19 protein-coding genes are annotated in these 21,778 nt (G+C 50.5%); 13 read left to right on the top strand and 6 right to left on the bottom strand.

Features of this window, described 5'->3' with window-relative positions:
- Nucleotides 1-2: 2 nt before the first annotated feature.
- Genes ACJJIR_RS00780 through ACJJIR_RS00765 form a run of 4 tightly spaced genes read right to left on the bottom strand, consistent with a single transcriptional unit; the run spans nucleotide 3 to nucleotide 4,616 of the window.
- On the bottom strand, nucleotides 3-479 hold the full coding sequence (locus ACJJIR_RS00780) for a TlpA disulfide reductase family protein (RefSeq protein ID WP_413663672.1): 477 nt from the start codon (nucleotides 477-479) through the stop codon (nucleotides 3-5).
- A 31-nt stretch (nucleotides 480-510) separates the two neighbouring features.
- Entirely contained in the window at nucleotides 511-1,164 is a 654-nt protein-coding gene (locus tag ACJJIR_RS00775) for an outer membrane beta-barrel domain-containing protein (RefSeq protein WP_413663673.1), read from the bottom strand.
- Complete coding sequence (locus tag ACJJIR_RS00770) at nucleotides 1,134-1,997, bottom strand: outer membrane beta-barrel protein (protein ID WP_444906969.1); 864 nt, start codon at nucleotides 1,995-1,997, stop codon at nucleotides 1,134-1,136. The genes ACJJIR_RS00775 and ACJJIR_RS00770 overlap by 31 nt, the downstream gene beginning before the upstream one ends.
- A gap of 3 nt (nucleotides 1,998-2,000) precedes the next feature.
- Nucleotides 2,001-4,616, bottom strand: a complete 2,616-nt coding sequence (locus ACJJIR_RS00765) for an HzsA-related protein (RefSeq protein ID WP_444906968.1) — start codon at nucleotides 4,614-4,616, stop codon at nucleotides 2,001-2,003.
- Between the two features lie 225 nt (nucleotides 4,617-4,841).
- On the opposite strand from ACJJIR_RS00765, the gene ACJJIR_RS00760 reads away from it, so the two are divergent.
- The 13 genes from ACJJIR_RS00760 (at nucleotide 4,842) to ACJJIR_RS00700 (ending at nucleotide 20,566) form a co-directional block, all read left to right on the top strand.
- On the top strand, nucleotides 4,842-6,068 hold the full coding sequence (locus tag ACJJIR_RS00760) for a hypothetical protein (protein ID WP_413663676.1): 1,227 nt from the start codon (nucleotides 4,842-4,844) through the stop codon (nucleotides 6,066-6,068).
- Between the two features lie 3 nt (nucleotides 6,069-6,071).
- Nucleotides 6,072-8,591: a LamG domain-containing protein gene (locus ACJJIR_RS00755; RefSeq protein ID WP_444906967.1), complete on the top strand. Its 2,520-nt coding sequence runs from the start codon at nucleotides 6,072-6,074 to the stop codon at nucleotides 8,589-8,591.
- Between the two features lie 100 nt (nucleotides 8,592-8,691).
- Nucleotides 8,692-10,263 carry a hypothetical protein gene (locus ACJJIR_RS00750; protein WP_413663678.1) on the top strand — a complete coding sequence of 524 codons (1,572 nt, stop codon included), beginning with the start codon at nucleotides 8,692-8,694 and terminating at the stop codon, nucleotides 10,261-10,263.
- A 12-nt stretch (nucleotides 10,264-10,275) separates the two neighbouring features.
- Entirely contained in the window at nucleotides 10,276-11,274 is a 999-nt protein-coding gene (locus ACJJIR_RS00745) for an FAD:protein FMN transferase (protein WP_444906966.1), read from the top strand.
- Between the two features lie 116 nt (nucleotides 11,275-11,390).
- Nucleotides 11,391-11,915, top strand: coding sequence for an AraC family transcriptional regulator (locus ACJJIR_RS00740; protein ID WP_444895798.1), 525 nt, complete (start codon nucleotides 11,391-11,393; stop codon nucleotides 11,913-11,915).
- 6 nt (nucleotides 11,916-11,921) lie between these two features.
- Nucleotides 11,922-13,892, top strand: coding sequence for an ATP-binding protein (locus ACJJIR_RS00735; RefSeq protein ID WP_444906965.1), 1,971 nt, complete (start codon nucleotides 11,922-11,924; stop codon nucleotides 13,890-13,892).
- On the top strand, nucleotides 13,885-16,749 hold the full coding sequence (locus ACJJIR_RS00730; RefSeq protein WP_444906964.1) for a tetratricopeptide repeat protein: 2,865 nt from the start codon (nucleotides 13,885-13,887) through the stop codon (nucleotides 16,747-16,749). The genes ACJJIR_RS00735 and ACJJIR_RS00730 overlap by 8 nt, the downstream gene beginning before the upstream one ends.
- On the top strand, nucleotides 16,736-17,383 hold the full coding sequence (locus ACJJIR_RS00725) for a tetratricopeptide repeat protein (RefSeq protein WP_413663683.1): 648 nt from the start codon (nucleotides 16,736-16,738) through the stop codon (nucleotides 17,381-17,383). Before ACJJIR_RS00730 ends, ACJJIR_RS00725 begins: the two co-directional genes overlap by 14 nt.
- Nucleotides 17,384-17,385: 2 nt before the next feature.
- Complete coding sequence (locus tag ACJJIR_RS00720; RefSeq protein ID WP_444906963.1) at nucleotides 17,386-17,655, top strand: hypothetical protein; 270 nt, start codon at nucleotides 17,386-17,388, stop codon at nucleotides 17,653-17,655.
- Nucleotides 17,656-17,848: 193 nt separating this feature from the next.
- Nucleotides 17,849-18,514 carry a MotA/TolQ/ExbB proton channel family protein gene (locus ACJJIR_RS00715; RefSeq protein WP_108734861.1) on the top strand — a complete coding sequence of 222 codons (666 nt, stop codon included), beginning with the start codon at nucleotides 17,849-17,851 and terminating at the stop codon, nucleotides 18,512-18,514.
- A gap of 11 nt (nucleotides 18,515-18,525) precedes the next feature.
- Nucleotides 18,526-19,038, top strand: coding sequence for a biopolymer transporter ExbD (locus ACJJIR_RS00710; protein ID WP_108734862.1), 513 nt, complete (start codon nucleotides 18,526-18,528; stop codon nucleotides 19,036-19,038).
- A 12-nt stretch (nucleotides 19,039-19,050) separates the two neighbouring features.
- Nucleotides 19,051-19,572 carry an ExbD/TolR family protein gene (locus tag ACJJIR_RS00705; RefSeq protein WP_444906962.1) on the top strand — a complete coding sequence of 174 codons (522 nt, stop codon included), beginning with the start codon at nucleotides 19,051-19,053 and terminating at the stop codon, nucleotides 19,570-19,572.
- 1 nt (nucleotide 19,573) lies between these two features.
- Nucleotides 19,574-20,566, top strand: coding sequence for an AgmX/PglI C-terminal domain-containing protein (locus ACJJIR_RS00700; protein ID WP_444906961.1), 993 nt, complete (start codon nucleotides 19,574-19,576; stop codon nucleotides 20,564-20,566).
- A gap of 99 nt (nucleotides 20,567-20,665) precedes the next feature.
- Here the strand turns inward: ACJJIR_RS00700 and ACJJIR_RS00695 are convergent, their stop codons facing one another.
- Nucleotides 20,666-21,043, bottom strand: coding sequence for a DUF2237 family protein (locus ACJJIR_RS00695; protein WP_413663688.1), 378 nt, complete (start codon nucleotides 21,041-21,043; stop codon nucleotides 20,666-20,668).
- Entirely contained in the window at nucleotides 21,034-21,657 is a 624-nt protein-coding gene (locus tag ACJJIR_RS00690) for a DUF2939 domain-containing protein (protein WP_444906960.1), read from the bottom strand. Before ACJJIR_RS00690 ends, ACJJIR_RS00695 begins: the two co-directional genes overlap by 10 nt.
- Nucleotides 21,658-21,778: the final 121 nt, after the last annotated feature.

Below are 21,778 nucleotides of genomic sequence, written 5' to 3'. Positions count from 1 at the left end.
CACTACTCCCGAATCAATTCCTTAATCATTTTTTTATAGGCAGCTTCATCCCCATCACGATAACCTTTATGGATATAGCGAACGTTGCCATCACGATCAATAAATACGGTGCTGGGCATAGCGGCAACACCATACATTTTGCTCACTTCCCCTTTGCTATCAAAAAGAATCGGAAAATCCACTGGAATTTTCGCTAATAGCGAGTCCGCATCCTTACGCTGTGCATCCACATTGACTCCCCAAACCTGGAAGCCAGCAGCTTCATAGCGAGCATGTAGCTGATCCAACAGCGGCATTTCCTGACGACAAGGGCCACACCAGGAAGCCCAGAAATTCAGCATAATGACATCGCCGCGCTGCTCTGCAAGCCTCAAATTTCCGCCTTGGTTGGAACTCAAGGTAAAATCCTTAGAGGGCTCTGCGGCGGAAGCCTGTGACATCGATAAAAGCAGCGTCAGGAAAGCAGCCAGGTATTTCATGGAAGAGTCCTTGTTATTTTTTGATGATCAATTAAAAAAAGATGGTAAGTCCCAATTGGGCAGACAGATTATTGGTGACTTGGGCCTCGCCAAATAATTCATGCTCAAAAACATGGTCGCGAACATCCAGGCGCACTGCGAGCCAATCGTTGGCAAGCATTCTCACTCCTGCACCAAAGTTGTAAGTGAAGTGCTCCTCGTCAGCAAACGAGGTATTTCCCACACCTCCCGCAACATAAAAATTGGCATTAAAAGCCCAGTCATCAAATACAAAGTACTCACCCTGGAAAATATTCCAGCCCACAGAGGTATTGTAATAACTGAGTTCACGCTGCTCATCAGTCAACAGCGGTGCTGCACCGCTCAATCTTTCAAAGCTGGATTCTCCCAACTCAGTCTGGGCATAGGTGGCCTCAATAAAGAAATCTTCGCTGATATGGTAGGCCGCTGAAGTGCCGTACAGGGAGTTTGAGCCAAAATCCTCGACATTGATAACACCAGCAAACAAACCAATTTCTATATTTTCACTATCTATCAGGGCGTCACGTATCTCTCGCCGCTCCAGTTCAGGTGCGACAATATCCGCAAGTACTTCATCATCCTGCTGAGCACTGCATACCTGGGTCCCCACCAGTGCGGAAAGCGCCGCAGAGCCTACAGATATACGTCGAAACCAAGTTTCCACTCGACTATCTCCTGATTATTTTCCTGCGTAGTAAGCAAGTAGTGATTTGTGTATTCAGCCCTGATGGCAAAACGGCGCGATAAGTAAGTACGCAACCCTACGCCCGCCAACATCGTTGTATCTTGCCGATCTTCGGTGGCAACGATAGTTGCGTTTGGAGAGGTAACATTTATCCCGGCTCCCAAAACAAAATAAGGGGATATTTTCCAACGTGGAAATGGCTGGTGGACCATTGCCACCTGATAGACTTGGCTGTCTGAATAGGAACCTACCGCCTGGGTTGCACGTATTTCAGTAGCCAGATTGACAGTAAATTGGTAGCCCAGGCTAACTCCCAGAGAGTCCGCTCCAGCAAAATCACCGTAATTCATACCTAGGTAAAAGTAACCGTCGTCAACATCGGAAAAATCCGGCAGAGGAACTCGAACAATTTCTCCATTTTCTCCGTAGATTTCACGTAAGTCGTCAACTTTTACCCAGCCACTTTTATTGCGTGAAGTAAGCACTTTTACCCAGTCGGTGCGGCGTTTAAGCAGCCAAATTTGTTCACCATACTCAGCGACATAGAATATCGGGTAACCGCGCCCCGGGCCTCGGTAAATATTAATAAATGCATTACCGACTGTAACCGGCTCTGCATCCTCAAGGCCTTTATATTTTTTCTCAGTCTCAGTCTCAGTCTCAGTCTCAGTCTCAACCAATTCTTCTTGTGGGGTATCATCTGAAGAATCAGATTCCATCAAAGTTTGTCCAGAAGAAGCCTGCCCAGAAAAAAGTAGCAGCAATACAAATACCGCGAAACTGCCAATAGAATTTTGGTGTAACTTCAACATGCTTTAATCTGCCGGCGCCGCAAAAGGATCGTTATAGTATTGAGCGCCAATATCAAACCACTCGGCAATCAAGCGCAACTCGGTATCTTCTAAGTACCCTTGATGTGCGCCACCACTTTCAAAGAGAGAAAAAAACGAGCTCTCAAGAGCAGAGCTCGTCAAGGGAGAGGAAATATTGACGGTAACCATTACCGGAATCGGATCACCGTTACTGTCGAGAACTAATTCACCATCCTCATCAACCTCGTAAACAGGATTTCCATCATCATCAAATTCCTGTACAAGCCGCGGTGTTAGCACCCCACTGGATAACTCCAATTCAGCGCGATCGGCCACCAGCTCGGAATAGGAAACAAACCAAGCATCATTAACAGAGGAAGCCGAGGTTGTGAGATCTAATTGCCCATCGGGTATTTGAGTTGCTCCAGCAGCATCAACAGGAGAGTGACAGACTGTACAGGTATAATCAGCTATTACTGCTCCTGTACTATCCAATACTTCACGGGGGAAATCCCAGAGCGGCTGAATATGTTGTTCATAGTGAATGACGATTCGACAGTTACTTTCCCACTCTGTTAAACAAGTGGATTCCACCGGTGCATCCGTACTCAAATCACCGTATGAAAGCAATAACTCATCATCCTTAGTCCGTACCGCAGGATCAGTCCATAAATCGGTAAAGTGCAGATCTCCTTCAAGTTCAGCCTCACCAATATAACGGGCCAATAATTGAGCCATAGTCTCGCCCATTTCCGCCAGTAGCGCGGGCTCAGTATTGGCAAATGGTGCTGCCGAGGTCGGCGCTCCAACCCAAGCTGATTCCAACTGCATATCCGTGCGGCCATGAGGAGCTTCGCTATCGCTAGTATGACAACCGTTACAACTGCGCACTTCACCCGCTTGTAGCTGTAACCAGTTGTTATGACTATCGAAAATGCGTTTTCCATCTGCATCGACAACGGAAATTGCCAGGGGCATATCTGCGGGAACTTTTACCCTTACGGAGCCGTCGGGCTGAATTGGGGTATAACCCAATATTTCACGCATGCCCTGATTACCATTGCGGCCAAATGCTGCCCCATCAAAGTCCAGAACATCATCATCGGGAATGCCCACGGCCTTGGAGATTTTCAAGAATCGTGCAGGCCGAAAATCTGCTGTGGTTTGGGCGGGATCCGCCAAGGTTTCGATTCCGGCAATATCTTCACCATCAAAATCATAAACACTGCGAATATCCAGGATTCCGACAGATTCCTCCACCAGATCCGCATCGACATCGACTCCCGGGACGGGGTCTGGAATATAGGTGGGCTCAGTGCGAGGCTCCAGAGTAACCCCTTCGGATATCATTTCTCCCTCTTCCACAACCACAATAGGAAGCTGGGTGCCGGCGATATAATCGTAAATCCACAGGCCGTAGAGTGGGTCTGCCAATTGAACTTCTTCATCTTCGGCAAGAGTATCCGGGCAGGTCTCCAGCAGCTCGGTTTCTTCATTGATAACCCGGCATTCACTCCAGGTTACCAGCAAACGACTTGTCCCATCGTAGAATGGCCATGCGGAAGCAAAAGTACCGTGGGGAGAAATAGTATCGTCGGTAGTGACTTCTCCGACAGTGATAGAAGCCTGCCCGACCATTTCACCACTTTGCTCCGGCTCACTGTAGGCTTCGCTATAAACAATGCCGTCGATAGTCACGAGATCGCCACCATAAGTGAGCCCAGAGGGAGCGCGCAACGTTACCAAAAGGCGGCCATCCGGCATTTCGTGCGGTCGATTGAAGGCGGCCTCAGTCTCTTCTGTACCCGTATTTTGACTGTGATAACCGTAATAAACCGCCAGGTCCGAACCATCTGGATTTACTGTATATAAGCTTAATTTATCGATACCTGCCGCATTGTCCCAGCGATTAAACAGGATCCGTCCATCGCTCAGTACAACTGGATTTAAATCATGGCTCTGATTAAACGATATCTGAGTGATATCGGTCCCGTCCGCTTCCATTACATGGAGTACAAATGCCGGCTCCTCTCGATTTTCAGTCAGGGCTGAGAATTGCGGTTTACCGTCATCCAGTAGAAGAGCTCTGGAGCGCCGCTGGCGGGTAGAAGAAAAAATTATGCGTCCATCGGGTAAAAAAGCGGGAGCGATATCCTGGCCTTCTTCAGCAGTTAAATCTGACTCAATTACCCGATTGAGTTCTTCTGTTTCGGTGTTGTATACCCAAATATTCCAGGTAGGCTGCTCATCGTCATCAGCGTCTTCTATTTCCGGTGCCCGCATAGAAAATATAAGCTGGCTGCCATCTGCTGAAGTATTCAGGTCTTTTACATCGTAATCACCGTCAAATATATTTGCAGTAATGACAGTTTCTGCTGCACTGGCGGTTGCACGGTCTTTTAAAATCAATTGGGCTCCGGCAAAAAATTCCCCGGGCTCATAAATATTATCCTGAAGGAGGCTGCCATCATCGTCACTACTTAATTGACGAAGTACAAAAGCAACAGGATAGTCCTCCACCACGGGATCTTCGGCTTGGTCTTCACCACCACTGGAACTGCCACCGCCACTACAGGCCGCCACCAATAGCAAAAGCGGTAGCGCACGCAAACATTTCATTTTTGTTATCCACCCGGGTTTGGCACGAGCAGCACACGCCTTTTTTGTGCTCTTAGCCTAAGAACTTTTTTATACGGCTTTGACCGCTGAGGCTAATTCTCGCAAGTTGCGCACAAAAAGTTTGCCAACTGGGACGCAAATATTGAAAGTCATTCTGACATTGTTGAAATCTGCTTTTAGACTGCTTTGCCACATCCCAGTGATCTCACCGACAAAAATAGTCCAATGAAAAATAATTCGTCTCGAGCGCGTGTACTCCGGCTCACCACGGTAACCGCACTGCTCGGAGTAGGTTTGTGGAGTAATTCTGCCCTATCAGCATCGCAGGACCAGGCTCTCCAAATTCACAGCCGCATCACCGGAACCATTCCCAGCGAGAGCGTATTGCTGGATATGGCAGAGGATATAGAAAACGGTGATCCCACCGCTGCGGCGTATACGGCAATGGAGAATGACGCCTTCTATAATGTCACTCTAAAAAATCTGGCCACTCCCTGGACTAATGAGGAGCAGGACGTATTTGAACCATTAAATGATTACACTGCGACGGTAATCGGCATGGTTCGGGACGATATGGACTTCCGCCAACTGCTCTCGGCAAATATTCTCTACACCGGTGATATTTCTGGCCTGCCCTCCTACAACACGGGAAATAACGACCACTACGAGACACTGGAAGCCGGGGGTTATTCCCTGCAGGACAATCTGGTGCAGGAAGCTCAATCCTCTCTCAATGGTCTCCCCGCAGATGCCACCGCCGGCGTTCTTACCAGCCGCGCCGCCGCCAAGGCTTTTTTTAGTGCGGGAACCAATCGCGCCATGTTTCGCTTTACCATGCTCAATCACCTGTGTAACGACATGGAGCAGGTGCAGGATACTTCCCGCTCACCGGATCGTATTCGCCAGGATGTAAGCCGCAGCCCTGGGGGCGACAGTCGGGTATTCCAAAATAACTGTATCGGTTGCCACAGCGGCATGGACCCCATGGCACAGGCATTCGCTTATTACGACTATGTATACGATGCAGACAATGATCCCGATGGAGAAGAGGGAGCCCTGGATTACAACGCAGCCGGTGATATAGATCCAGAAACCGGCAGCCGTGTTAAGGCCAAAAACCTGATCAACAGCGGCAATTTTCCCCACGGTTTTATTATTCCCGACGACAGCTGGGTTAACTACTGGCGCGAGGGCATAAATATGCATCTGGGTTGGAGCGACACCTTGTCCGGCAACGGCAACGGCATCAAATCCCTGGGAGAGGAGTTGTCTAACAGCCGAGCTTTCGCCAAATGCCAAGTAACTAAGGTGTTTCGCCAAGTTTGTCTGCGCGAGCCGGAAGATTCTACCGACCGCAACCGAATTGAAACTATTACCGATGATTTCAGCAATACCGGCTACAAACTTAAGCAGGTATACGCAGACACTGCGGTTTACTGCGCGGGAGATTAAAAAATGAAAACCTATAAAAGTCTCCCAGTGATAGAAAATACACTGATAGTTCGCACGCTTCGTATCGCTTCACTATTTTGTGCTGCCCTGGCAATCAGTGCCTGTAGTGGTGGCAGTGGAGAGGGCACCGAAAGCCAACCGGATACCAGCGACAACGATGGCACCGCTGCCTATTCCGGACCGGATCCTGAAACCGATGATGTCAATCAATATAAACAGTACATCTGGGATAACCTGGCAGCGACAAATCGATGCGGCAGCTGTCATATTGAAAATAACCAGAGCCCACATTTTGTCCGCGGCGATGATATTAATGCTGCCTACGATGCCGGACGCGAGTTAATTAACCTATCAGTTCCCGATGAATCCCGTTTGGTAACCAAGGTTGGTGGTGGGCACAATTGTTGGCTTTCCAGCGATGATACCTGTGCGGAAATTATTACCAACTACATCGAGGAATGGGCTCGGGCTAGCGGCGGCCTAAGCAATACAATCACCCTTGTCGCACCTGTCGAGCGTGAGGTGGGTGCCAGTAAAAGTTTCCCCGAATCCAGCGGCAGCTTTAGCACTACAGTTTACCCTCTGTTGCGCAGCTACTGTGCCAACTGTCACAGTGAAGATGCGACAACGGCACAAACCCCCTACTTTGCCAGCTCTGATGTCGATCTCGCCTACGCATCTGCGGTCAGCAAAATTAACCTGGATTCTCCGGCCGACTCCCGTTTCTCTGTGCGCCTGGGCAGTGAATTTCACAACTGCTGGGATGACTGCTCAGATAACGAAGCGGAAATGACCGATGCGATCCAAGCCTTCGCCGATACTATCAGTGTCACCGAGGTAGACCCCGACTGGGTTATCAGTAAGGCACTGCGCCTCACAGACGGTATTGTTGCGAGTAGTGGCGGCCGTATAGAGAGCAATGCAATTGCTCTCTATGAATTTAAAACCGGCAGCGGCACCACTGCCTACGATACCTCCGGAGTTAACCCTGCAATTGATCTCGCCCTATCTGGCGATGTGGAGTGGATCGACTCCTGGGGGCTGCAATTGAAGGGGGGTAAAGCACAGGGGGCTACTGCAACCAGCAGCAAACTTTACGATACCCTCACAGCCACCGGTGAATACTCAATTGAAATCTGGGCGGCACCAGCCAATGTCTCACAGGATGGGCCCGCGCGTATCGTCACCTATTCCGGTGGCGATGATATTCGCAACTTCACTCTTGGCCAGGATCAATACAGTTACACCGTGCAAAACCGCAATGACAACACCGATGCGGACGGTATGCCTGCCCTGGCAACCGATGATGCCGACCAGGTTGTACAAGCCAGTCTCCAGCATGTGGTGGCCACTTACGATCCAATTAACGGACGCAAGCTTTACGTTAACGGTGCAAATACCGGGGAGCCGGACCCAAGTGAATCCGGTTTGCTCTCTACCTGGGACGATACCTTTGCCCTCGCAGTAGGAAGCGAAGTCAGTAACGGCAATAGTTGGGAAGGCTCCATTCGCCTATTGGCGATTCACTCCCGCGCCCTATCGGAAGAGGATATTGCTACCAACTACGAAGTTGGCGTCGGTGAAAAATATCTGCTGTTATTCAAAGTTGAAGAGCACACAGGCATTGCCGAAAGCTATGTCATGTTTACTGTGCAGCAATTTGATAATTATGCCTATCTGTTTAGTGAACCCACCTTTGTCAGCCTCGACGACAGTGTCGATCCATCTGGAATCGCCATTGAGGGAATGCGTATCGGTATTAATGGCCGCGAAGCGGAGGTGGGCCAGGCCTGGTCCAAGTTATCCACTGCAGTCGACAATAGCTACGTAGCAGGTGAAGGCCAGCAGCTTTCCAGGCTCGGGACCATTATCACTCTGGATAAGGGCCCCCTCGATGATGAATTTTTCCTGACCTTCGAAAAAATCGGCAGCGAAACCTATAACCGGGTTGAGGCTACTCCAGCTGAACCTGCGGATGCCGCTGATCTGGAAGCGCAATCACGCATTGGTCTGCGCCGATTTGAACAAATCCATGCAAGCCTGTCCCAGGCGACCGGAGTCTCCATGTCCCACCCCGATATTTATGAAACCTGGGAAACTGTGAAACGCCAGCTTCCGGTTGAAAGTGACATTGAAGGATTCCTCGCTGCACAGCAAATGGGTATTACCCAGCTGGCAGTGAAGTATTGCAGCACCCTGGTGGACTCCAGTGAGCGCAGCAGCTACTTCAGTGGATTTGACTTCAGCGCTTCCGCAGACACCGCCTTCGACAGCGCCAGCAAACGCGCGCAGATTATTGATCCGCTCATGGAAGGTTTGCTTGGCCACGAGATGAACTGGCACGACGGCAGCGTCTCGCAGCTTGCCAGCGCCCCGGACCTGGCCTCTGTAGAGACAGAACTGGACACGCTTATCGACACCATGACCGCCTGTGGCAGCAGCTGCGATTCAGGTCGCACAGAAACTACGGTGAAAGCCGTATGTGCTGCCGCCATGGGCAGTGCCATGATCCTGATTCACTGATCGCATAAAAAAGACTAGCGGCTTTGTCGGCAAAACTTTCGCCGGTAAAGCCCCTCCACAATAAAGAGCCGGCACACCGAAAACTCTATCCGGGAATATTATGAGCAAGAAAAAACACTTTGATCTGGACCAGCCCCTACGGCACCCGGACCACCACCGCCCGGTAACACGCCGCGACTTTCTCGCTCAAGGCTTCCGAGCGGGTATGGGAACAGTGCTGGGCGGCTCTGTCTTCAGCTTGTTTGCCAATCCCCGTAGTGCCCATGCAGCCCTTTCCTCGGACCTGGAAGCACTGCGAAAAACCAATGGCGGCCCCTGTGACGTCAGTGCATTCGGTGCCGGTAAAATTCCTTTTATTTGTTTCGATCTCGCCGGCGGCGCCAATATCGCAGGCTCCAATGTGCTGGTAGGTAAAGAGGGCGGACAAATGGATTTTCTCGGCACAGCCGGCTACAACAAGCAAGGCCTCCCCGGAGATATGGTTCCCTCCCTCGGTGATGAATTTATCAATACTGACCTGGGTCTCGCCTTCCATAGTGACAGCGGCATGTTGCGAGGCATTCTGGAAAAAATCGCTGCTGGCACAGCATCGGCGACCAACGGCGCAGTTATTCCCGCTCGCTCGGAAAATGATACAGGCAACAACCCACACAATCCCATGTACGGTATTAACCAGGCGGGAGCCAACGGTTCCCTGCTGGCCCTGATCGGCTCCAGCTCCAGTGATTCCGGTGGCAACTCCATGGCTCCTTCCGCCATGATCAACCCCGAAGTTCGCCCCACCAAAGTGGATCGCTCTTCCGACGTTACCGGCCTTGTAGATGTAGGAGACCTGGTGGGGCTGCTCAGTCAGGAGGACACTGTCGCAGTGATGGAGTCCATGTACCGCATCTCCGAAGCGAAACTCAGCAACGTAAATACTAAAGTCAGCACCGATGCAGTCATTAAAGACCTGGTGCGTTGCGGCTATATGAAAAGTGCTGACCTGGCTGATCGCTTTGGCAACCCGGCCGATTTAAATCCCGAATCCGATCCAGATATCGTCGGGCCATCCGGTGTTTTTACCAGTTCAGAATTGAGTGGAGACAGAGAGTTCCAAAAGACCGCCTCAGTGATGAAGCTGGTCGTCAATGGATATGCCGGTGCAGGCACTATTACCATGGGTGGCTATGACTACCATACCGGCGACCGCGCCACAGGAGAGATTCGCGATTTGCGCGCTGGGCGCTGTATTGGCGCTTGCCTGGAGTATGCCGCCCGCCGCAACCAGCCCCTGATGATTTACGTTTTTAGTGATGGTTCCGTTTTCTCCAACGGAATGCTGGACGACTCGGTAGAAGGCCGTGGCAAAGGCGTCTGGACTGGCGATGACCAACAGACAGCCGCCTCATTTTTCCTGGTATACAACCCGGCGGGCCGACCACAATTACTCGGTGGCACAGCGGATGAGCAGGCGATTCACCAGCAACTCGGCTATATGCGCAGCTCCGGTGACGTAGAAACAACATCCACCCCAGCCGCTAACAACGTCAATTTATTAGTGGAAACTGTAGTGCTCAATTATATGGCCCTGCACGGGGAGCAAGGTAATTTCTCAACCTTATTTCCGAATCACGGTCTCGGCGATAGTAACTTACAAGACAGTATGACTGCCTTCGCCCCCATTATTTAAGTTGGATAAGTGATGTTCCGCGTTTTTAAATCACTATTACTGTGTGGTGCCACACTTTGCGCGATTCCTTCTGTGGCCGAATGGCACTACGCTGAACGTGCAATTATGGGAACCCAGGTTCGCCTGCAACTATGGCACGAAGACGACAATGAGGCTGAGCACCTTATTGAAGAGGTCATGACAGAGTTTCATCGACTTGACGATCAGCTCTCGCCCTATAAGAAAAACAGTGAACTATCACTCGTTAACCGCACAGCTGGCCGGGGAAACGTCAATATTTCCAAAGAGCTCACCAACCTGATTGATAAATCCCTTTGGTTTAGCCAGCTCACCGACGGTGCATTCGATATCAGCTACGCCACCCTGGGCAAGCACTATGATTTTCGCCAGCAGAAACAGGCAGACGCCCAGCTGACAGACTCGTTGTTAGAAGCGTTGAATTACCGCCACTTAAAACTGAATAAAAAGGCCAATACACTCCGTTTTGGCCACAAAAACACAAAAATAGACTTAGGGGGCATTGCCAAAGGCTATGCGGTTGATCGGGCAATTGAGATCCTCAAGCAGGCAGACATTTGCTGCGCCAGCGTCAGTGCCGGTGGCGATGCACGCATGCTGGGAGATAAACAGGGGCAACCCTGGTTAGTGGGTATTCGCCACCCCCGTGAAAAAAGTAAAAATGCTGCGGTTATCCCCCTGCGTGATATTGCTATCTCTACCTCAGGTGATTACGAGCGTTATTTTATTGATGAGCAGCATGATAGAGTGCACCATATTTTTAATCCATCCACAGGAAAACCCTCGGAAACTTCTGCAAAAGACACTGATAAGTTGATTAGTGTCAGCATTATTGGCCCCCGCGGCTTTGATACCGACCCCCTTTCTACCAGTGTGTTTGTTCTGGGAAAAGAGAAAGGCTTGGCACTTATTAATCGATTGCCCCAATTTGAAGCAGTAGTTATAGATAGTAACCGGAAGTTGTTTTTCAGTCGCGGTTTGGAGAATCTTTGAGTAATCCGTTTTATCTTCATAGAAAATTTGCCAACAAGATCACATCAGATCGTTGATCCCCTGACATAATTTGCGCCGACCAAAGAATAATGCCAATTCCTATCAAAAGGTCTGCCATGAGACGCCCCTTTCAGTGCTTTATTTTATTTATCGGCCTTTTAGGCTCTGCGTTTGTGCAGGCTCAGGAAAGCGATTTCTCTGCGGAGAAATTGGAAGAATTAAAGCGCGATGTACTTAAATTAAACAGGGATTTATTGATTCTTGAAGAAGATTTGCTCTATCCCGCACAGAGCCAAATCGCCTTTTATGTGTCTATGGATGTAGGCCACTATTTTACTTTGGATGCAGTAAAGCTACACATCGATAACAAGTTAAGTGCAAGTCATCTGTATACGGAACATCAGCGGGAAGCGTTGATTCGCGGTGGTATTCAACCGCTTTACAAAAGCAACCTAAAATCCGGTGATTACACTATTTCTGCTTTTATAACTGGCCTTGGGCCCGAAGGGCGCGAATACAAGCGGGCAGCCAAGTTGGAATTGAATAAAAGTGATGAGCCCGCCGTTATTGAACTGGTTATCTCAGACAACTCCGGAAAACAACAGCCGGAGTTTGAGTTGGTGCAGTGGCCAACGCCCTGATTAGCCATGTACTACCCATCTTTTACCCGCACCCTATCCCTGGCGCTCATCCTTGCCGCAAGTAACCTTTGCGCTCAGGAAGCTGATACTGTGGCCGAAACAAACGGTCCCAGCAATGAGCAGCGAGCCCCACAAAAATACCAAAGGGCTCAAGACCTGGCTTATGGCGCTACGCTTTACGAGTATTTTCAAGGGAATTACTTTGATGCCCTGAGCACACTGCTGGTTGCTCAACAGCGGGATTCAATTCAAATTCACAGGGATAACGCCGCATTGATAGAGGGCGGGATCAGCCTAGGGTTTGGTTTACATAGACGAGCAGCTGAACTTTTTGAACAGCAGAGTAATGTCGAGGCTGCGCCAAAATATCGCCGCACTGCCTGGTTAAAGCTGGCCGAATTAAATTACCTGAACGGTGATTTTGTCAGCGCAGCAGCACACTTGGAAAAGTCAGGGGTTGCCGAGGAGTCCTCTCTACCTCTCAACTTAGCGCTGCGCAATAAAGACCTCACCACGGCTCAAAAATTACTGGAAACCAGCGATTTATACCCTGCGGAAAAGTTATTGGGACATATCAACTTAGGCGCTGCCTTTGCCAGGTCCGGCCAATTGCCTGCAGCAATTCACGAATATCAAGTCGCTGTTGATTTTGCAGAAACAATTGATATTCCTTCATCTGAAATTCCCATACTCATTGATAAAGCCCATATTGGTATGGGGTACGCCCTGGCTCTTGCAGAGCAACACAGCGCAGCTAAAGAAGCCTTTTCCAGGGTTCGCCTCAACACGCCCTGGGCAACTCGCGCACTCCTGGGAATGGCTTGGTCCTCTATCAATGGTGAGGACTACCAAGCGGGCATAGACGCACTGCAATTTTTACTGGATAAACACCGCTACAGTCCCGCCGCACGGGAAGCGATGGTAGCCCTGCCTTATGGTTACGAAAAACTGGAAAATCGCTCTGTAGCCCTCAGAGCATATCAAAGCGCTGAAGCTTATTACCTGGAAACGCTCACTGAGTTACACCAGTTACAGCAAGACCTGGCGACGGAACCGCTGGCCTATGATCCTGTTCAGCGCGAGGCTTGGCGCTATGGCTGGTTACAACTAGCCCAGGCCTCTCCCCTATTGCGCGATAACCAACACTTTCTGCGGCCAATCCTACAAAGTGACCACTTCCAATTGCGGCTCACCGAGCTGCGCGATCTGCAGCAGCTCACCCAGGTCCTACAGACCTGGCAAGATAAACTACCCCAATTTGCCGACCTTATCGAAGAGCGTCACCTGCGCCGTACAACGATTATTGATAACTACAATAGCGCCCAGTTTGACCAGCAATTGCAGATGGCAACACAGCAATATGATCATTTGAGGGCAGCTCTCGAGGATATTGAACAGGAGCGCGACGCACTCACTTTATTGTCGACCACCGCCACTCCGGATGATCAAAGTGAAAGCCTCGAATTACTGGAAATTCTCACCGGCGCTCAAGAACGTCTTAAAAAAATCCAGCACAGCGGCAAGGCCAGCCAACAACAAGCAGAAACCCTGGCGAAAGCCCGGGGGATTTTGCTCTGGCAAGCCAGTGAACAGTATCACGAGAAGTTGTGGCAGCAGCAAAAATCCCTACAACTGCTCGAAGAGCAGTTACGCAGGGGGCGGGAACAACGCAAGAAAACAGATACCGAAGCACAGCGGGGGCCACAACTTCGCCAACTAGCCTATCGGGTGGTCACCGCCGGTGACGAAATTCCAGCTAAGCAAGCGGCGATAGGTCGAGCCAGCGAATTAATTGAAGCCGACCTACGCCGAGAGGTTATCGCTCAGCTGGGTAGAGAGCAGCAGCAAATTCACAATTATATGGCCCACACACGACTGGCTATCGCACGTCTGCAAGACGCTGAAATGCAGGCGATCCCCGCAGCCTCTCAGGCTGACAGTGACACGGATAATACCGGGGCCTCAGACAATGAATAACGCCCCGCATCCGGCTGCTGTGTTTACCCTGCGCTCCCTGGCTATTGGTATTTGCTGTGCCCTGACAGCCTGTGGCAATCAGCCGGTACAAACCCTCGCTGACCTGCCCCGAGCTACCGCCCCCAACCCTCAGGAAGAGGCGCCGCAAAGTCCGCCCGCACAAACCGCTGCCGCGCTGGAAAACCTGGTGCAAAGTTACCGCACAGCACTGGAGAGCCATACCGACCCAAAGGTTCAGCAGAAAATCCATCTGCGCCTGGCGGACTTGGAAATGGAGCGACTGGAGCAAGAACAGTCCGACAACCCTGACACTATTGTCGACTACTCCAGCGCGGTCGATTATTACCAGAGCCTATCCGCACAGCGTCCGAAAGATGACTATATTCTCTATCGCTTAGCTCGCGCCCGGGCACTGGATGGGGAAATGCCTGCAGCCTTACAGGCATTGGAAAAGATTGCTGGCAGCTCACCGGATTCACCATTTATTGGCGAAGTGTTATTCCGCCGTGGCGAAGCGGCATTTAACCGCAAAGACTACCCCAGCGCCGCCCGAGACTTCCGAGCATTGCTCAAGCAGGGGCCGAGTCCATTTACGGATAATGCTCGCTATATGCTGGCTTGGTCAGAATTTAAATCGAGCAATTACCGCGCATCCACAGAAATTTTTCTCCAGTCACTGGATATTTTGCACAGCGAGGAACAAGAAGAGGAACTCCCTGTTGGACGACAGCGCCTGCGTGAAGACAGCCTGCGTGGGCTCGCATTAAACTTCAGCTACCTGGGCGGCGCTGAAGCCATTGAGTCTTTTAACCTCAATGGAGAGCCACGTCCCTATCAGCACCAACTATACAGCGCACTCGGCACCTGGTATCGGGAAAAAGAGTTGTTCCGCAACAGTGCCGATACCTTTTTACAATTCGTAAATCACTACCCGCAAACCCAACAGGCCCCACAGCTCCATCTTCTCGCCGTCGAAACCTTGCAAGCGGGGAGACTACATAAAGAAGTTCTGCCGACGAAGCGGGACTTTGTACGGCGCTATGGTGTGAACAGTGATTACTGGCAAGCAGCAGATGAAACTCAGCAGCAGGAATTAGCCAAAACCCTGCAACCATGGCTGTACGAATTGGCCCAATTTGACCACGCCCGCGCACAAGAATTAGCTCAGCAGGTGGCAAAGCTGCCCGCAAGTAAAGTGAAAGAGCGCCGCCTTGTCAGCACACAATCACTGGGTGCCTATCGCAGTGCCGCTGCTTTATATCGGGAATACGCGCAGACTTTTCCACAAGACCCGCGCACGCCCTCCATGGTTTTCCTAATGGCAGAGTGTCTTGAACAGGCTGCAGATCACCCCGCCGCCTGGCGCGCTTACAGCCAGGTAGCCTGGGAATACCAAGATCCCAAGTATGCTGCCGAAGCCGGCTACGGAGCCATCCTCAGTGCAGCCAGAGTGCATGAACAAACTCCGGATCAAGAGTCGGAACAGAAAATCCTGTGGCTCGATCGCAATATCGAAGCGAGCCTGAAATTTGCACAGAGCTGGCCCCAAGACCCGAGAGCTCTGCCAGTACAGCTGGCCGCTGCCGATAAGTTGTTACAACAATCGCGCTTTGCCGAAGCCATCGCCGCTGCCGAGCACGCCGATCAATGGCAACCGCCAGCCAATAGGCAACAGCAACTAAGTATTGCAATAATACTGGCCCACAGCCATTTTTCCCTGAAGCAATATCCCCAGGCAGAGGCTGCCTATACCCGCGCGCTCGGCTACCAGCCAGACGATAAGCTGCGCAAAGACGCATTGCGCCAATTGCAGTTATCCATCTATCGCCAGGCAGAAATCATTTTGGCCCAGCGCGAGAGTGAGGATGCCGCTCCCAGTGAGGAAGCCCTCAATCACCTGCTGCGTATCCGCGATAGCGGGCGCACAGAGGTTGCGGCCACCGCCCAATATGATGCGATTAATTTTCTTATTCAATTAGGGCAGTGGCAGCGCGCCAGCACAGAACTCGCTGATTTCCGCCAGTTTTATCCCGCGCACACCTTGACGCCGACACTGGCTGCCAAAGCCATCGTTATCTTTGAAGCTCTGGAAATGCCGGCGGCTGCCGCCTCAGAATTACTGCAATTAGCCGCTACAGATCCGGATCGGGAAGTTCGCCGTCAATCCCTGTTTATGGCTGCAGAAAACCTGCAAAAAGCCGGTGAGTACAACAGGGCTATTGAAAGCTATCGCAACTACAGCAAATTGTGGCCAGAGCCCGCTGAGCAACGTCTGGAAGCGCAATTTCAGCTGGTCGAAATCTACGCTCAGACCAAAAAGCCCACTAAGCGGAATTACTGGCTACAACAACTTGCACAGAACTCGCTGCAGTCACCCCGCGGGCGTTACCTGGCCGCTTATTCTCAAAGTGAACTGGCGGAACAAAGTTATGCGAAATTTGCTGAACTGGCACTGCGCTTGCCGTTAAAGACCAGTCTCGCTAATAAAAAGCGGGCCATGCAAACCACCGTGGCGGATTACCGCAAAGTCCTGGAGTTTGGCATCGCAGAATTCACCCCTCAAGCAAACTATCGCCTCGCGGAAGTGTACCGACAGCTCAGCCGTGACCTGATGGACTCACAGCGCCCTAAAAACCTGAACGAGCTGGAATTGGAACAATACGAAATTCTACTGGAGGAACAGGCCTATCCCTTTGAGGAGAAGTCTATAGAGCTTCACGAGGCCAATATCCAGCGCACGGTTGAGGGTATTTACGACGACTGGGTTAAACGCAGCTTCCATTCACTGGGAGAGCTGTTACCCGCACGCTACAAAAAAGAAGAAAAAACCCTGGAGTGGAGTGATGCACTGCACTGAATTTAGCGCCCATAAATTATCTTCAATCGCACGGTTATTCACTACTGCGCTATTGGTTTTTCTACTCTCTGCATGTAGCGGCCTGCAAAAGACGACATCGCCCGCAGATAGTGACGCCGCGCAACAACTGACAGAGAACCCCTACTTGCGGGATGGTAAAAGAGTACCGCAACAGGCCCGTGCGGCAATGGAACTGGCTCGCCAGAATTTTCAGGCAAATGATTTACCTGCGTCTGAATCGCAACTGCTCCAAATTACTGAAAAGTGGCCGGAGCTCTCTGGAGCCTGGCTTAACCTGGCAATCGTGCAACAGTCCGGCGAGAAATACGAGGAATCCGAGCGCAGCTTTCGCCAGGCTATTGCTGTAAACGATAACAATGTATTTGCCTGGAATCGTCTTGCCGCCCTGATGCGTGACCGGGGGCGGTTCGAAGATGCAGAGCAATACTACAACGCCGCCATAGAGCGTTGGCCACACTATGCCGATGCACACCGCAACCTGGGAATCCTCTACGACCTTTACCTGCAACAACCCGAGCGTGCCCTTCAGCATTATATGGCAGCGCAAGATTCCGGTACTGAACAGGATAAATTGCTCAGTGCATGGATACTCGAGCTGGAGCGGAGACTTTAACAATGAAATTATTTTCTAGCCTCATACTGAGCCTGTCTATCTTTGCATACGGCGCAACAGCAGAGGAAATAACAGCGCTGGAGTCCACCGTAATTGGCAGTCAGGAACAACCTAAGGTTTTATATATCATTCCCTGGAAGCAAGCCGACAGTTTACAAAGGCTCGACAGCGTTCTGCCGCAAACTTTCTCCTCTGTATTTGAACATCAGGAATATTCTGAATTTCGGCGGGAAATAAAGCTGTTACAAGCTGAACAGGAAAAAACCGATTAGGCTGGCCCAACAAAATTAAAAATAATTTTTTGCGGCGTATGGAAGCGGCACTGCTTAATTTATACAGCGAAGACATGGAACCGCCGCAGCAGGCTTCAACGTCCCGCGGCCCTCTTTATACACCAAGGGTGGGAACTCAATCGCTCTCCCTTTGCACTACAAATTTATAACTTTATCTGTGGAGAATTAAATCATGGAATTCACTCAAGCGATGCTGCGTTTTTTCCAAAATGGCGGACCCTTCATGTACCCAATTGCAGTGGTCCTGGTTATCGGACTGGCAATGGTAGTAGAGCGCTGGATATTTTTATCACGCGCGCGGAATGCCAATAAAAAGGCGTATCAACAAGTATTGCCCATGTTGCAAAAACGCAGCTATCAAAGTGTCTTGCAGCTGGCCCGAGACAACGATGCAGCAATGGGCCGTATCGCCGCAGCGGGCATCAACACTTTGCAATTTGCCAAGCGCGAGGAAAATATTGCCCTGGCTATTGAGGAAGGGATTCTCGAAGCTGTTCCCCGTCTGGAAAAACGCACCAGTTACTTGGCCACTCTCGCTAATATTGCCACTCTGCTGGGCCTACTCGGCACTATTATGGGTCTGATTGCTGCATTTACTGCAGTAGCCAGTGCCGACCCATCTGAAAAAGCGACCATGCTCTCCACCAGTATTTCCGTAGCGATGAACACTACAGCATTCGGTTTGATTTCTGCCATTCCCCTGCTGTTGTTTAACTCAATGCTACAAAATAAAACCAATGAGATTGTCGATAGTTTGCAAATGGCCGGGGTTAAATTCCTTAATCTGCTGACCATGGGACGCCCACAGAAAGCGGAACAACGCACCGCTAACAGCTAAGGGATACCGCCATGCTGAACATAAATATTCGCCGGCGTGGACATGAGGAAGCAGAACTTGATATCACCTCGTTTATGAGTTTGATGACCATTTTGGTTCCAGTGTTACTACTAAATATGGTGTTTTCCCATATCTCAGTGCTCAAGTTGAATCTGCCGGGTATCAGTGACGGAAGCTCCAGTAGTGTGGAGGAAAACCGCCAGCTCGAACTCGTTTTGCGCACGCAGTATGTCGATATCAATTATCCCGCTGGACAGCGGGTTAAACGCATCCCACACGAGGAAAACTCACCGGATTTCGCCACGATATCTGTCGTTTTACAGCAGATAAAACGGCAGTTGCGGGAAAAATCTATCGACAAAGATGATCTGGTGATCCTGTCAGAAAAGGGAACGCCTTACAAAACTCTGGTCGCCGCCATGGATACTGCACGCAGCTACCGGGCTGTAGTGGCCGCATCTGTTGTTGATGCAGAACTGTTCCCCCAGATATCTCTCGGCGATGCACCGGAGCAGACAAAATAGCGGGGCCAAACTATGAAGATAAATGCAGCCGCAAAACTGCAAGAGCGCAGGCAAAGGCAAAAAAAGCAGCAGTCAAAACTGAACCTGGTATCACTGATGGATATCTTCACCATCCTGGTATTTTTCCTTCTGGTGAACTCAACCAGTGATGTTCAGGTTCTGCAGACTGATAAAACCATAAAACTGCCCAAGTCCACCTCACAACAGAAGCCCGAGGTGACTACTGTAGTGCGGGTCAACAATAAACAGTTGTTTGTCGGGGACCGATTTATCGCCAACATCGATGATATCGATCCCAGCGCAGAGAATATTGAGGCCCTGGTAACAGAGCTTGAATATCGTGCTGAACGAGCGGGAGAGCTGAGCGAAGCCCAGAAAACTCTGGGCCGAGCAGTGACTATTTTAGGTGATGAACAAGTTCCTTATGAATTGCTAAAGCAGATCATGCACACTTGCGCAGCCGCAGACTTCCGCGATATGTCTTTCGCCGTAGAACAAACAGCGCCGGAAGATCCTTCGGGGGTGGAATCCTGATATGAGTACAGCAACCATTAGTTACGCCCCCTGGCAACTACAGGAAACAGTACTTCCCTGGTCCGCCTCGAGAGAGGAGGATCAGCGATTTATCAAATTACTGCGCGGTGGCCTGATAGCCCTGGCAATCAGTGGTATTGCCGTTGCACTGGCGCCAGTACCCGAACTCACCCGGGAGCAGGCCGAAAGGGTACCTCCACAGCTGGCCAAAGTGATTTTGGAAAAAAAGGAATTGCCAAAACCCAAGCCAAAGCCGAAACCCAAAGAGCAAAAGAAGCCCAAGGAAAAGAAAAAGCCCGAAGAGAAACCCAAAAAGAAAGCGGAAACACCCGACAAGCCCAAGCCTGTGGAGAAGCCGCGCAAGGTTGAAAATCCCCCGGTTGCCAAAGTACAGCAGGCCCGGGAGAAAGCGGCCAATAGCGGCCTGAATGCACTCGCCGATGATCTGTTGGATATGCGCGAGAGTTTTAATACATCGGATATTAGCCGGGGCCAGCTCAGCTCGGGGAATGCTACTGCCACTAAAATAGAACGCAGTATGATCGCGGATAAGTCAAAAGCCTCCAGCGGCGGCGTTGCCGCCGGCAGAGTGAGTCGCGATACCGGTGGTGTCTCACTGGCCGGGCGTGAGAACACCCGAGTGCAAAGTACCCAGGCAAAGGGTTCAGCCAATGAAGCGGTGGCCAAGGCCAGAGGGCAAAAATCCATACGTACCGACGATTCCATTCGCAGTGTTATGGAAGCCAATAAAGAGGCTATTATTGGAATCTATAACCGTGCGTTGCGCAGGGACCCAACTCTGCAGGGAAGGCTCACCGTACAGTTGGTGATCGCACCGAATGGTGCTATCGCGTCGATCAAATTGGTAGAGAGCGAGCTCAATAACCCGGCACTTGAACGCAAGTTGCTGGCGAGAATCCGCATGATCAATTTTGGTTCTGCCAACGTTGAGAGTACTACCAAGAACTACTCAATCGACTTCCTGCCTTCTTAAGTTCCGAGTAGCTATCTTGTCTGTAGCGTGGCGACACAGGGACGTGCCGCCATTTGAAGGGAGTTAATAGGTGGACAAGAAGCTGATCCACCCAATTAACTAAAGTAAATCCAGCGCATAGCGACGCAATGTTTGCATAGGAATAATTTCCAGCGCCTTCACATGTGTACTCTGTAAAAATACCCGGGGAGCCATATCCAATTTCTCCGCTTCGAGCCAGCGCGCGGCACAGAGACACCAACGATCCCCTTCCTTTAAACCGGGAAAATTAAACTCCTCTACCGGCGTACTCAAGTCATTGCCGCGACTGCGGGAAAATTCCAGGAACTTATCAGTCACGGCAACGCAAACGGTGTGAGAACCGAGATCCTCTTTACAGGTGTTACAGCAGCCATCGCGAAAGAAGCCTGTCTTCGGGTCCAGGCTACAAGGCACCAGTGGATCGCCAAAGACGTTGACTGAATTTTCTATCTCCATTCCTGACTCTCTCCACTTTTATCACCAATTAGCTGGATATCCACCAGTTGCCAGCGCAGACCATTGCGTTGCATCAACAGACGCAATTCAGGGCGGCCATGCTCACCATATTCAACACTCAGATGATTGAGGTCGGTAAAATGCCACCCCATGCGCTGCCAGGAATCTTCATCTTCTTCCGCTGCAGAAGTCTCATTCCCGGAAATATCCGGTGTTTCACTACCCTGTCGATAAATTTCCCGCTGAAATGCCTCCAGATCCTCTCCCCCACGAAGAAGGTCGGCAATGCCCTCAGGAGTAATAAACTGTTGTAAAAGTGGATCCATAAAGAAATTTGCACCAGCACTCAGTAATTCATCAAATTCCTGAGGAATAGAATTACTTAGGGAGTTCCTAAGTTGCTGCTGTATGCGGATCTTTAAATTGTCACGTAAAACAGGAAAATCGACATAATGCTCTAACGTGTCGATACTCTCAGTTCTAACCTGCGGCTGATCGGATTTAGCCATTTTCGCCGCACGTTGCAATTGCTCGATGGAATAAAACGGCAAGGCGACATATCCAGCGGCAATCAATACCAAAACCAGACCGCTCATCCACAGTATTTTTTTCATCAATTCTATTCCTTAGTCACTCCTCGGAGATTTTATGCTGAGAAAGATGTATCACCTAATTTGCCGATGTATTGGCGTGGCATTGTTCGCCACTCCCGCCTATGAGATATTCCCCTCCCAA

This window comes from Microbulbifer maximicatervae (SeqCode) (genome assembly GCF_052467385.1).
Note: the sequence above shows the minus strand (reverse complement) of the source record. Positions and strands in the feature narration are given on the sequence as shown.

What these genes read in the sequence shown, in the direction of transcription:
- ACJJIR_RS00780 (WP_413663672.1), bottom strand. Translation starts at nt 479, where the DNA reads ATGAAATACCTGGCTGCTTTCCTGACGCTGCTTTTATCGATGTCACAG.
- ACJJIR_RS00770 (WP_444906969.1), bottom strand. Translation starts at nt 1,997, where the DNA reads ATGTTGAAGTTACACCAAAATTCTATTGGCAGTTTCGCGGTATTTGTA.
- ACJJIR_RS00765 (WP_444906968.1), bottom strand. Translation starts at nt 4,616, where the DNA reads ATGAAATGTTTGCGTGCGCTACCGCTTTTGCTATTGGTGGCGGCCTGT.
- ACJJIR_RS00760 (WP_413663676.1), top strand. Translation starts at nt 4,842, where the DNA reads ATGAAAAATAATTCGTCTCGAGCGCGTGTACTCCGGCTCACCACGGTA.
- ACJJIR_RS00755 (WP_444906967.1), top strand. Translation starts at nt 6,072, where the DNA reads ATGAAAACCTATAAAAGTCTCCCAGTGATAGAAAATACACTGATAGTT.
- ACJJIR_RS00750 (WP_413663678.1), top strand. Translation starts at nt 8,692, where the DNA reads ATGAGCAAGAAAAAACACTTTGATCTGGACCAGCCCCTACGGCACCCG.
- ACJJIR_RS00745 (WP_444906966.1), top strand. Translation starts at nt 10,276, where the DNA reads ATGTTCCGCGTTTTTAAATCACTATTACTGTGTGGTGCCACACTTTGC.
- ACJJIR_RS00740 (WP_444895798.1), top strand. Translation starts at nt 11,391, where the DNA reads ATGAGACGCCCCTTTCAGTGCTTTATTTTATTTATCGGCCTTTTAGGC.
- ACJJIR_RS00735 (WP_444906965.1), top strand. Translation starts at nt 11,922, where the DNA reads ATGTACTACCCATCTTTTACCCGCACCCTATCCCTGGCGCTCATCCTT.
- ACJJIR_RS00730 (WP_444906964.1), top strand. Translation starts at nt 13,885, where the DNA reads ATGAATAACGCCCCGCATCCGGCTGCTGTGTTTACCCTGCGCTCCCTG.
- ACJJIR_RS00725 (WP_413663683.1), top strand. Translation starts at nt 16,736, where the DNA reads ATGCACTGCACTGAATTTAGCGCCCATAAATTATCTTCAATCGCACGG.
- ACJJIR_RS00720 (WP_444906963.1), top strand. Translation starts at nt 17,386, where the DNA reads ATGAAATTATTTTCTAGCCTCATACTGAGCCTGTCTATCTTTGCATAC.
- ACJJIR_RS00715 (WP_108734861.1), top strand. Translation starts at nt 17,849, where the DNA reads ATGGAATTCACTCAAGCGATGCTGCGTTTTTTCCAAAATGGCGGACCC.
- ACJJIR_RS00710 (WP_108734862.1), top strand. Translation starts at nt 18,526, where the DNA reads ATGCTGAACATAAATATTCGCCGGCGTGGACATGAGGAAGCAGAACTT.
- ACJJIR_RS00705 (WP_444906962.1), top strand. Translation starts at nt 19,051, where the DNA reads ATGAAGATAAATGCAGCCGCAAAACTGCAAGAGCGCAGGCAAAGGCAA.
- ACJJIR_RS00700 (WP_444906961.1), top strand. Translation starts at nt 19,574, where the DNA reads ATGAGTACAGCAACCATTAGTTACGCCCCCTGGCAACTACAGGAAACA.
- ACJJIR_RS00695 (WP_413663688.1), bottom strand. Translation starts at nt 21,043, where the DNA reads ATGGAGATAGAAAATTCAGTCAACGTCTTTGGCGATCCACTGGTGCCT.
- ACJJIR_RS00690 (WP_444906960.1), bottom strand. Translation starts at nt 21,657, where the DNA reads ATGAAAAAAATACTGTGGATGAGCGGTCTGGTTTTGGTATTGATTGCC.